9 protein-coding genes are annotated in these 12066 nt (G+C 56.2%); all 9 read right to left on the bottom strand.

Features of this window, described 5'->3' with window-relative positions; translation table 11 throughout:
- Positions 1–12 precede the first annotated feature (12 nt).
- The 9 genes from truB to RMR24_RS11460 all read right to left on the bottom strand — a co-directional run bounded on the left by truB (position 13) and on the right by RMR24_RS11460 (position 12066).
- A complete protein-coding gene (gene truB, locus RMR24_RS11500) occupies positions 13–1038 on the bottom strand; it encodes a tRNA pseudouridine(55) synthase TruB (RefSeq protein ID WP_310615218.1) in 1026 nt (341 codons plus the stop codon).
- A 1-nt stretch (position 1039) separates the two neighbouring features.
- Positions 1040–1411, bottom strand: coding sequence for a 30S ribosome-binding factor RbfA (gene rbfA, locus RMR24_RS11495; protein WP_310615217.1), 372 nt, complete (start codon positions 1409–1411; stop codon positions 1040–1042).
- A gap of 32 nt (positions 1412–1443) precedes the next feature.
- Positions 1444–4278: a translation initiation factor IF-2 gene (infB, locus tag RMR24_RS11490; RefSeq protein ID WP_310615216.1), complete on the bottom strand. Its 2835-nt coding sequence runs from the start codon at positions 4276–4278 to the stop codon at positions 1444–1446.
- A gap of 24 nt (positions 4279–4302) precedes the next feature.
- Complete coding sequence (nusA, locus tag RMR24_RS11485) at positions 4303–5787, bottom strand: transcription termination factor NusA (RefSeq protein WP_310615215.1); 1485 nt, start codon at positions 5785–5787, stop codon at positions 4303–4305.
- Between the two features lie 28 nt (positions 5788–5815).
- A complete protein-coding gene (gene rimP, locus RMR24_RS11480; protein WP_310615214.1) occupies positions 5816–6376 on the bottom strand; it encodes a ribosome maturation factor RimP in 561 nt (186 codons plus the stop codon).
- 138 nt (positions 6377–6514) lie between these two features.
- Entirely contained in the window at positions 6515–8149 is a 1635-nt protein-coding gene (locus tag RMR24_RS11475) for a dipeptide ABC transporter ATP-binding protein (RefSeq protein WP_310615213.1), read from the bottom strand.
- Positions 8146–9207, bottom strand: coding sequence for an ABC transporter permease (locus tag RMR24_RS11470; protein WP_310615212.1), 1062 nt, complete (start codon positions 9205–9207; stop codon positions 8146–8148). The genes RMR24_RS11475 and RMR24_RS11470 overlap by 4 nt, the downstream gene beginning before the upstream one ends.
- Positions 9173–10207, bottom strand: coding sequence for an ABC transporter permease subunit (locus RMR24_RS11465; RefSeq protein ID WP_310615211.1), 1035 nt, complete (start codon positions 10205–10207; stop codon positions 9173–9175). Before RMR24_RS11465 ends, RMR24_RS11470 begins: the two co-directional genes overlap by 35 nt.
- Entirely contained in the window at positions 10204–12066 is a 1863-nt protein-coding gene (locus RMR24_RS11460) for an extracellular solute-binding protein (RefSeq protein WP_310615210.1), read from the bottom strand. Before RMR24_RS11460 ends, RMR24_RS11465 begins: the two co-directional genes overlap by 4 nt.

The following is a 12066-nucleotide window of genomic DNA, read 5'->3' as shown; positions in this document are numbered from 1 at the left end:
TTCTCTCTTCCTTTATGCCTGCTGAGCCAGCGTAGGCTGGTTGACAGGCGATCTTTCCAAAATTTGTTGAATTTCTAGGGGACTCAACAATCGTCCCGGAATCAGTTCCCCCGCTTTCACATGGGCACTGCCCAGCAAAGCCGGTGGTTGTTCTCCAAACACACTCACGCGGTCATGGTCTGGCCACTCCCCGCGACGACGCACGCCGCTCAAAAAGCGTCCTGCATTTTCGGCGTCTAAGGTGACAACCGTGTGATCACCCAACAGGCACGAGACGGGCATCAAACGCGCTTCGCGTTGGGGCTCGTCCATGGCTGTCAAATCTTCCAAAGTCACGCAACCGGACTCATCAAAAGGGCCCGTCGCCACACGGCACAAAGCGCTCAAATGGCCGCCACAGCCTAAAGCTTCGGCAATGTCTTCGCCCAAGGTACGGATGTAAGTGCCTTTGCTGCACCTCACGCGCAAACGCAAAAATGGCGCATCGCCCTCGAGCTGCATCTCTAGCAGCTCTAAGTCATGAATCACCACATGGCGTGCTTCGCGCTCAACGGTTTCACCCGCGCGAGCATATTCGTACAAAGCTTTACCGTCCTTTTTCAAGGCGCTGTACATGGGCGGCACTTGTGCGATCGGCCCCATGAAACGGTCTAGCACTTCCACCACTTGACCTACAGTGCAAGTGACAGGACGCTCTGAAATAACGTCACCTTCGGCATCCGCAGTGCTGGTTTTGACACCTAAGCGCACGGTGGTTTCGTAGGTTTTGTCAGCGTCCAAATGGAGCTGACTGAATTTGGTCGCTGCACCAAAGCACAAGGGCAACACGCCGGTGGCCAATGGATCCAGCGTTCCGGTGTGGCCAGCTTTTTCGGCGCGCAATAACCACTTGGCTTTTTGCAGCGCATCGTTGCTGGACAAACCAATGGGCTTGTCCAACAGCAACACGCCATGCACGGGGCGTCGTTGCACCCGTGCGCGCGGCACACGTGTGCTGGGAGCCTTGGTGCTCCCGTCGATCAACCCAGCGGCGCTCATGTCAGTCGTCCTTCGCTTTGGAAGCGACTGCCTTGGCAATCAAGGCGTTCATGTCTGACGCACGCTCAGGCGTGCGGTCGTACACAAAGTGCAAGGTAGGCACGGTGTGGATGTGCAAGCGCTTGAACAAGCCATTGCGCAGGAAACCTGCGGCCTGGTTCAAGCCCTCGCCTGTTTTCACAGGGTCGCCATTCAACACGCTGAAATGCACTTTGGCATGGGCGTAATCAGGGGTGACCTCCACGCCTTGCAGCGTAACCATGCCCACGCGTGGGTCTTTCAACTCACGCGCGATCAAGTCGGCCAGATCCCGTTGGATCTGATCGGCCACTTGGTAGCTGCGGTTGGGGGTGCTGGTCGGTTTGCGTGCCATGCTGGATGCCTATTGAAAGTGCCACTCACGCTTTACAGCGTACGTGCCACCTCTTTGATTTCGAAGAATTCCAACACATCGCCTTCGACGATGTCGTTGTAGTTCTTGATGGTCAAACCGCACTCGAAGTTTTCTTTCACTTCTTTGGCATCGTCTTTGAAACGTTTCAAGCTGTCGAGCTCGCCAGTGAAGATGACCACGTTGTTGCGCAACAAACGCAACTTGGCAGAACGACGGACCAAGCCAGAGGTGACCATACAACCCGCGATCGCACCAATCTTGCTGACGCGCAGCACTTGGCGAATCTCGGCGGTACCGATGACTTCTTCTTTCTTGTCGGGCGTGAGCATGCCGGACATGGCCGCTTTGAGTTCGTCCACCGCGTCATAAATGATGTTGTAGTAACGAATGTCCACGCCATTGTTCTCGGCCAACTTACGCGCACCTGCATCGGCACGTGTGTTGAAACCAATGATCACGGCTTTAGAAGCGATCGACAAGTTCACATCGCTCTCGCTGATGCCGCCCACTGCGGCGTACACCAACTGAACTTTGACTTCTGCGGTCGACAACTTGAGCAACGATGCTGCCAAAGCTTCTTGTGAACCTTGCACGTCGGCTTTGACGATGATCGGCAACAGCTTGACTTCGCCAGACGTCATGTCGGAGAACATGTTCTCCAGCTTCGACGCTTGTTGCTTGGCCAGCTTGGTGTTACGCACCTTGCCTGCACGGTAGGTGGCGATTTCGCGGGCACGACGCTCGTCGGTCATGACCATGAATTCATCACCGGCTTGCGGCACTTCAGTGAGACCTTGAATCTCAACGGGAATGGATGGGCCCGCAGACTTGATCGGCTTGCCGTTCTCGTCCAACATGGCGCGCACGCGGCCATAGGTTTGACCACCCAAAACCACGTCGCCCACGTTGAGCGTACCGGACTGAACCAGCACCGTGGCCACAGGACCGCGACCTTTGTCCAGACGCGCTTCGATCACCAAGCCTTTGGCCATGGCGTCGACAGGCGCTTTGAGTTCGAGCACTTCGGCTTGCAAGAGCACTTGCTCCAGCAACTCGTCAATGCCGGCACCGGTTTTGGCGGAGACTTCACAGAACGGTGAATCACCACCGAACTCTTCAGGCACCACTTCTTCAGCCACCAGTTCGCCTTTGACGCGTTCTGGGTTAGCACCGGGTTTGTCAATCTTGTTGACCGCAACCACGATGGGCACACCAGCCGCTTTTGCGTGCTTGATGGCTTCTTTGGTTTGCGGCATCACGCCGTCGTCAGCCGCCACCACCAAGATGACGATGTCGGTGGCTTTCGCGCCGCGTGCACGCATGGCCGTGAAGGCCTCGTGACCGGGCGTGTCCAAGAAGGAAATCATGCCGCGAGGCGTTTCCACGTGGTAGGCGCCAATGTGTTGGGTAATGCCGCCGGCTTCGCCCGAGGCAACTTTGGCGCGACGGATGTAATCGAGCAACGAAGTTTTACCGTGGTCCACGTGGCCCATGACTGTGACCACAGGGGCACGTGTCAAGGATTCAGCTTGATGACCCGATGCTTCCTCTTCGGTAAAGGCTTCTGGATCATCCAGTGCAGCCACCACCGCTTTGTGGCCCAACTCTTCCACCAAAATCATGGCGGTGTCTTGGTCCAAAGGCTGGTTGATGGTGGCCATTTGGCCGAGTTTCATCAACTGCTTGATGACCTCTGAGGCCTTGACCGCCATCTTGTGGGCCAATTCGCCCACGGTGATGGTTTCAGGCACGTGCACTTCGAGCACGCGCGCTTCGACGGCGGCTTGTGGTGCGCGGTCGTCATCACGGTCGCGATCGCGGCGGCCTTTGGGGCCTCCACGCCAGCTGTTGCGGCCCACGCCACCACTCGCGTCGCCGCGTGTTTTGATGGCTTTCTTTTTGGCTTGTTCATCGGCCCAGCTGGACGACAGCTTGGCGCTCTTGACTTCTTTGTTGCCAGGCGCAGCTGTACCAGGGGCAGCGGGTGCGCCCGGACGTGCACCAGCACCAGGTGTACCGGCAGGCTTGTGCAAAGTGCCTTTGATGGCTTTGGGGTCAGGTGTGGGCTCAGGCTTTTTGGCCACCATCTGCTTTTGAGGCGTGCTCATCATCAAGCGAATGGCTTCGGCTTCGGCAAGAGCTTTGCGACGACGGGCATCCAAATCAACGGCGCGGGCCGTGTCTTCGTCAGCACGCGCTTTGGAGGCTGCAGCTGCTTCCAAACGGGCGGCTTCAGCAGCTTGCAGTTTGACATCCACCACAGGTTCTGCGGCTTCGCTCTTGGCTTCAGGTGCAGCAGACTCGGCCACCACAGCGGCTTCGGCTTGCGCCTTGGCTTTAGCAGCTTCTTGCTTGGCTTGCTCTTTGGCTTCTTGCTCTTCGCGCAGGCGGCGTTTTTCAGCCAGCTCTTCTTCTTGGCGACGGATCAGCTCAGCTTGGCGGCGTGCTTCTTCTTCACGGCGGGCCAACTCGGCATGGTCAATCGCAGGCACAACAGGCTCTTGCACAGCGACAGGCGCGGCTTGAACTTCTGTGGTCTCATCTTCATCACGTTTGACAAAGGTGCGCTTCTTGCGCACTTCCACCTGAATGGTGCGAGCTTTGCCTGTGGCGTCGGCTTGTTTGATCTCGGTGGTCGATTTCTTGACCAAGGTGATTTTTTTGCGCTCAGGCGATGCCGTGCCATGGCTGGCTTGCAAATGGCTCAAGAGCATTTGTTTGTCGCCTTCCGTCAGCACATCGCTGGCGGAAGATTTGGCAACACCGGCTGCCTTGAGTTGATCAAGCAGGGTGTCGGTTGGTTTTTTGAGTTCGCTGGCAAACTCGGCTACGGTCGTACTGGACATATCTGTTGTTCCTCGCCATGACCATTACTCTTGACCCGTGAACCAATGTTCACGTGCCTTCAAGATCAGGGCTTTGGCCTCTTCTTCGCTTTGGCCGGTGATGGCTGTGAGCTCGTCTACGGCCAAATCGGCCAAATCGTCACGGGTGTGTACGCCGCTCTCAGCCAACTGGGGCAAGAACTCCGCATTCAATCCTTCGAGGTCGCGCAAATCTTGCGAAACTTCTTCGACGCTCTCTTCGCGTGCAATTTCCATGGTGAGCAGCGCATCCTTGGCACGTGTGCGCAACTCGTTGACGGTGTCTTCGTCAAAGCTTTCAATCTCCAACATCTCTTGAATTGGCACGTAGGCCACTTCTTCGAGGCTGGTGAAGCCTTCTTCAATCAGGATATCAGCCACCTCTTGGTCCACGTCCAACTTGGCCATGAACAATTCGCGGATGCTGAAGGTTTCGTCAGCTTGCTTCTGAGCCGACTCAGCCGCGTCCATGATGTTGATTTTCCAACCGGTCAATTCAGCAGCCAAGCGCACGTTTTGGCCGCCTCGACCGATGGCGATGGCAAGGTTTTCTTCGTCGACCACCACGTCCATGGCGTGACGCTCTTCGTCCACCACGATGGAGCTCACGTTAGCCGGGGCCAAAGCACCAATCACGAATTGCGCTGGGTCTTCACTCCACAACACGATGTCCACGCGCTCGCCTGCGAGCTCGGTGGTCACCGCATTCACCCGGGTGCCACGCACGCCAACGCAAGTACCGATAGGGTCCACGCGTTTGTCGTGAGAGATCACAGCGATCTTGGCGCGCGAACCGGAGTCACGGGCGCATGATTTGATCTCGAGCATGCCTTGTTCGATTTCTGGCACTTCGTGGCGGAACAACTCCACCATGAATTCAGGCGACGAACGCGACAGAATGATGGGCGCACCGCGCAAGGTGAGGTCCACGTCCATGATCATGGCGCGCACGCGGTCGCCACTGCGGAAGTTTTCCTTTGGAATCATCTCGCTGCGACGCAAGCGGCCTTCGACACGGCCGGATTCGACGATGAGGTCGCCCTTGTCCATGCGCTTGACCGTGCCCACAAAGATTTTGTCGCCGCGGGACATGAAATCGTTGAGCAACATTTCGCGTTCAGCATCGCGGATTTTTTGCAAAATCACTTGCTTAGCAGCCATGGCACCAATACGGCCGATGGGCAAAGACTCAATGTTTTCTTCGATGTATTCGCCTTCTTCGACGTCAGCTACGCGTTCGCGGGCGTCCATCAACATTTCTTCGGCTTCTGGGTTTTGCAAGCCCGCCTCATCAGGCACGACCAACCAGCGGCGGAAGGTTTCGTATTCGCCCGAATCACGGTCCATCGCGACACGGATGTCCACTTCGCCCTGGTACAACTTCTTGGTGGCTTGGGCCAGCGCCAACTCGACGGCGCCAAACACCACATCGCGTTCGACGTTTTTCTCGCGCGAGATTGCCTCGACCAGCATCAACATTTCGCGGTTCATGATCGGTTACTCCTTCTCTTACCTAAGTTCAACGGGGCTTTTTGCCCTTGAAATCCACTATCGGAGCCAGACGTGCTTCTCGCAGCTCGTCCAGCGTGAAACCCAGTGCGTGCACTGGCATTTCGGCTAATCTTTTGGGGCTGACTTTTTGACCAGGCTTGGCCTTGACTTCATCACGCCAAGTGATTTGCCAACCTGCACCATCGTCGGTGCGCTCTAAAGTGCCACGGAATTTTTTACGGCTCGCCGCCACTTGGCCAGCAGCCGCTGCGCCAATGGGAGCCTTAAGCGTGAGGTCAACCTCTTCACCAACAAATCGTTCGAAATCAGTCTGGTGGCGCAAGGGGCGGTCAATACCGGGGGAAGACACTTCAAGGCGGGCGTATTCGGCGCCATCGACTTCCAGCGCAAATTGCAGCTGACGCGTGACGCGTTCGCAGTCTTCCACATTGATGGGCTGAACGGGGGTGTCAGCCGTCCAAGGCATATCGATCGTGATGCGCAAGAGACCGCCGGCGGAGCGTTCAATCTCCACCAGGTCGTAACCTAAGCCGGTCACTGTTTGTTCTACGGTTTGCTGCAAACTCACGTCGAAAAATAGCCTTCTCAATCAAGTGTTCAAAAAACAAACGACCAAAAAAAACGAGCGGTAATTACCCGCCCGTTTGGTCGTGAAGCGCTCATTGTAGCGCCTAAATGCTTGATTATCAAAGGATAAAAGTACTTTTTAGACCTCAGACCCTACCAAAATCTTCGTGTAGGCCGCCTGCGGATTGTTCAACACCTGCTCAAAGCTCCCCGCCTCCACCACCTTGCCTGCCTGCATGACCATGACATGGTGCGCCATCGCACGGATGACCGACACATCATGGGTGATGAGCAAATAGCTCAGCCCCCGCTCGCGTTGGAGCTTTTGCAACAGTTGAAGCACTTGCAGCTGGGTGGTGGCATCTAAGGCGCTGGTGGGCTCGTCCAACACCAAAACCTGCGGCTCGACCACCAAAGCACGGGCGATGGCTAAGCGCTGACGCTGACCGCCTGAAAACTCATGGGGATAGCGCTGCAGCAACCCCGAAAACTCAGTCTCAGTCAAACCTACCGCGGCCAAAGTGACCAAAATACGGCGCAAACGGCCCAAGTCATCCAGCTCAGGCGCGTGCAGGGTCAGCCCCTCAGACACCAGCTCTTGCACATTCATGCGCGGCGACAGCGATGAAAACGGGTCTTGAAACACCACCTGCACTTTGCGACGCAGTGGCAAATCTTGCGCAGACTTACCTTGCCAAGCCACACCATCGATGGTGAGTGTGCCCTCGCTGGGCATCAAGCCAAGAGCCGCCAGAGCCAAGGTGGTTTTACCCGACCCAGACTCACCAATCACACCCAGGGTTTGAGCCGCGCGCAAATCTAAGCTGGCGCCCTGCACCGCCACGAAGTGATCGCCTTTGAACCAACCGCGCCAACCTGCACGACGGATGGGGTAACTCACGCGCAAGGCTCTGGCTTGCATCACCACAGGCGCGTTGCTTTTGGCTTCCACCACATTGCGAGGCGGTTGGCTGTCAATCAGCTTTTGTGTGTAGGGATGGTTGGGATAGGTCAGCACGACATCCACAGCCCCCGACTCCACGATCACGCCTTTTTCCATCACCAACACTTGGTCTGCAAAACGGCGCACGGTGTTCAGGTCGTGCGTAATAAGCAGCACGGCCATGCCAAAGCGTTTTTGTAGGTCGTTGAGCAAATCCAAGATTTGCGCACGCAGCGACACGTCCAGTGCTGTGGTGGGCTCATCGGCCACCAACAGACGCGGGCGACAGGCCAAAGCCATGGCAATCATCACGCGTTGGCGCTGGCCACCCGACAACTGATGCGGGTAAGCGCTGGCACGGCGTACCGGCTCAGGGATACCTGTGAGGATGAGCAACTCCACCGCCTCATGCCAAGCTTCGGCACGGGTCATGCCGCGTTTGAGCTCTAGCACTTCGGCAATTTGGTCGCCCACCATCATCAAAGGGTTCAAGGCCGTCATGGGCTCTTGAAACACAAAGGCAATGTCTTGGCCGCGAATGTTGATCAACTCGCGTTCACTGAGTTTGACCAAGTCGTGGGTATGCGGTGCGTCGGTAGCCTCGGGCGCAAGCGTGTCTGCGTCTTGCGCTGTCCACAACACGCGGCCCGACACGCGAGCGCCTTCGAGCAGTTTGACGAAGCTCAGCGCGGTCACGCTTTTGCCTGAGCCCGACTCGCCCACCAAGGCGAGCTTTTCGCCTAGGTCTAAGTTGAAGCTGATGCCCTTGACAACATCTTCGGCTTGAAAACCAATGCGCAAATCGCGCACTTGAAGCAAAGGCAGTCTCATGCACGGGCCTTTCGGGGGTCCAGCGCGTCGCGCAGCGCGTCTCCCATGAAGGTCAGCAGCATCAAGGTGACCACCAACACAGCAAAGGTGGACAAAGAAATCCACCACGCATCGATGTTGTTTTTACCCTGCGCCAACAGCTCGCCTAAGCTGGGTGTGCCAGGTGGAACACCTAGACCTAAAAAGTCCAGCGAGGTGAGCGACAAGATCGCCGCACTCATGCGAAACGGCAAGAAGGTGACTACGGGAGTCAAGCTGTTAGGCAGCACATGGCGCCACATGATTTGCACATCAGACAAACCCAAGGCTCGTGCAGCACGCACGTAATCAAGCTGGCGGTTGCGCAAGAACTCGGCACGCACGTAGTCAGACAAGCCCATCCAGCCAAACAGACCCAACAAAATCAACAGCAAGGTGATGCTCGGGTCAAACACCGCGGAAAAGATGATGAGCAAATACAACTCGGGCATGGCGCTCCACACCTCGATGAAGCGCTGCATGGCGAGGTCGGTCTTGCCACCAAAAAAGCCTTGCAAAGCCCCCGTCAAGATGCCAATCACGGTACCAAACAAAGTCAGCGCCAAGGCAAACAAAACCGAGATACGAAAACCGTACAACAAGCGCGACAACACATCGCGACCTCGATCATCCGTACCTAACCAGTTATCAGGCGAAGGAGGCGCTGGGTTAGGCGCTTTGGCGAAGTAGTTGAGCGTGCCGTGGTGATAAGGAATGGGCGGATACAAAGCCCAATTGCCGGGCTTGTCAAACTGCGCTTGGATGAAGGGGTCGAGGTAGTCGGTGGGTGTATCGAAGTCACCACCAAAGGTGGTCTCAGGCTGGTTGTGCACGATGGGCATGTAAAAGCTGCCGTTGTAGCGAGCCAGCAAAGGCTTGTCGTTACACAGCACTTCGGCCAACAAACTCAGACCGAAGAAAAACACAAACAACACCAAGCTGTAAAAGCCTAAGCGGTTGTGCCGAAAGCGCAACCAAGCGCGCAGCGTGGGCGACAAAGAGGCTTCAGTCGAATTTGACACGTGGGTCCACCCAAACATAGCAAAGGTCGCTGATCAGCTTGGTGACCAAGCCAATCAGCGTGAACAAATACAAAGTCCCCAACACCACGGGGTAGTCACGGCGCATCACGCTCTCATAACTCAACAAGCCCAAGCCATCGAGCGAGAACAAGGTTTCAATCAACAACGAGCCCGTGAAGAACGCACCGATAAAGGCCGCAGGAAAACCGGTGACCAGCGGAATAAGCGCGTTGCGAAACACATGGTTCCAAATCACACGGCGCTCCGACAAACCTTTGGCCCGCGCGGTGAGCACATATTGCTTGCGAATCTCCTCCAGCATGGCGTTCTTAGTCAGCAGCGTGGTCACCGCAAAAGCCCCCAGCACACTGGAGGTGACGGGCAACACGATGTGCCATAAATAGTCGGTGATGCGCGCCCCCCAAGTGAGCTGCTCCCAGTTGGTCGAGGTCAAGCCGCGCAGTGGGAACCACTGCAGCTGCCCGCCAAAAACGACCAACAAGGCTACGCCCAACACAAAACCAGGAATGGCAAAACCAATCAACACCACCAAGCTGCTGACCAAGTCAAAGGTGGAGCCCGCACGCACAGCCTTGGCCACTCCCAGCGGCACGGAGATGAGGTAACTTAAAAAGAAGGTCCACAGCCCCAAGCTGATGGAGACTGGCATTTTTTCTTTCACCAACTCCCACACAGTTTTGGGATAGAAAAAACTCTTGCCCAAATCAAACACGGCAAACTGTTTGAGCATTTGCCAAAAGCGTTCGGCAGGTGGTTTGTCAAAGCCGTATTGCTGGCGAATTTCTTCGATGCGCGCCGCATCCACACCTTGGCGGCCTCGGTAGCCTGCACCGGCCATGGCTGCCCCCTCGCCGCCACTGTCACGACCTTGCAGCTGCGACACCATTTGCTCCACAGGGCCACCCGGTACAAACTGAATGACCACAAAGGTCATCAGCAAAACGCCGAACAAGGTCGGAATCATCAACAGCAACCGTCTGAGGATGTAAGAACTCATGGCGCATGCTCCGATCGTTTGGTCGCAGCCAAAGTGGCACGGTTGTCAATGGTGGCCCACCAGGTGGACGAGGCCCAGGTTTCAGGCTGGTAGTAGCGCGGGGTCACAGCGGGTAGCTCGAAGCGGCCATTGCGCCACGCCACACGGTGCACGCCACCGTACCAATGCGGCACGCTGAAGTGACCGTGGCGCAGCACACGGTCCAAGGCACGCACAGCCGTGATGAGCTGGGGCCGAGTTTTGGCAGAGATGACGTTTTCCAACAAAGCATCGACCGCAGGGTCTTGAATGCCCATGAAGTTGCCAGAACCTTCGGTGATCGAAGCGCGAGAGCCAAAACGCTCCATCAGCTCTGTGCCCGGCGACTCGCTGCCTACATGGCGGTTGCTGATGATTTCGAAATCAAACACATCCAAACGTTTTTGCAAAATCGCAAAGTCAATGATTTTGTGATTCACCTGAAAACCCAGCTTCTCCAAGTTTTTGGTGTAAGGCGTGATGACACGGCCCAAAGCACCCGAGTTGTCCAAAAACTCAAGCGTGAAGGACTCGCCCTTGGCGTTGCGTAAAGCGCCATCGCGATAAGTCCAACCTGCCTCGGCCAACAAGCCCTTGGCACGTCGCAAATGGTCACGCAAGGTTTCACCTGATTTAGGGTCGAGTGAGGTACGTGGCGGCAGCGGCACCGCCTGTTCAAACACGTTTTTTGAAAGTTTGTCACGCAATGGGGTTAGCAAAGCCAACTCTGCCGCATCGGGTACACCTGTGGCTTCAAAGTCACTGGCCACAAAGTAGCCGCGCACACGCTGGTAGGCGCCGTAAAACAACTGGCGATTCATCCACTCGTAGTCCATGGCCAAGCCAATGGCTTCTCGCACGCGGGCGTCTTTGAACTTGGGCAAACGGGTGTTGAACAAAAAGCCTTGAAAGTCGCCCGCGTTGCCATGTTTGAACTCACTCTTCATCAACTCACGGTTGACAAACTGCTTACCTGTGAAACTCCTCGCCCACTCGCGTGCGATGAACGACTGCATCAAATCAAACTCACCGGCTTTGAACCCCTCCACCTGCGCGGTGTTGTCTTTGTAAAGGCGATAGGTGATGCGGTCAAAGTTGAACAAACCTTTGCGCACATTCAAATCACGCGCCCAGTAGTTGTTGTCGCGTTCGTAGCTCACATCGCGGCCAAATATCACGCGCCCCATTTTGTATGGGCCACTACCAATGGGGATGTCCGTGACGATTTTGTCAAAGGGTTTAGGGTTGCCGTTTTCGCTACCCCACTGGCGGCTGAACACGGGCATGCCACCCACAATCAAAGGCAGCTCAGGATTCACCCGCTTGAATTCAAAACGCACGGTGCGCGGATCCACCACCATCACACTCGCAACCTCAGCAAACAAAGTGCGGAACTGCGGAGAGGCTTGCTTACTGATGAGCTGCTCAAACGAATATTTCACGTCCTCGGCCATGACCGCGTCGCCATTGTGAAAACGGGCTTGCGCACGCAACTTGAAGGTGACGGACCGGCGGTCAGCGGCCACCGCCACATCTTCGGCCAACAAACCATAAGCAGTGGTCGGTTCGTCCATGGTGCCGGTGAGCAGTGACTCAAAGACCAAGCCAGTCAAACCAGGTGCGGCATTGCCTTTGAGGGTAAATGGGTTGTATTTGTCAAAACTCGACAAGCGCGAAGGTGGCACCAGCACCAACTCACCACCTTTGGGTGCGAGTGGGTTGGCGTAGCCGAAATTTTTGAAGTTGGCGGCGTATTTGATGTCGCCAAATTGTGCGTATGCATGCCCCGCCCAAGAGGGGCCAGAGCACAAAAACGCCAACAAAATGAAGAAGCTACGCAT

Source organism: Limnohabitans sp. (genome assembly GCF_031539105.1).
In the GTDB taxonomy this organism is placed as follows: domain Bacteria; phylum Pseudomonadota; class Gammaproteobacteria; order Burkholderiales; family Burkholderiaceae_C; genus Limnohabitans.
The sequence above is the reverse complement of the archived record's forward strand: the minus strand, read 5'-3'. Positions and strand labels throughout refer to the sequence as shown.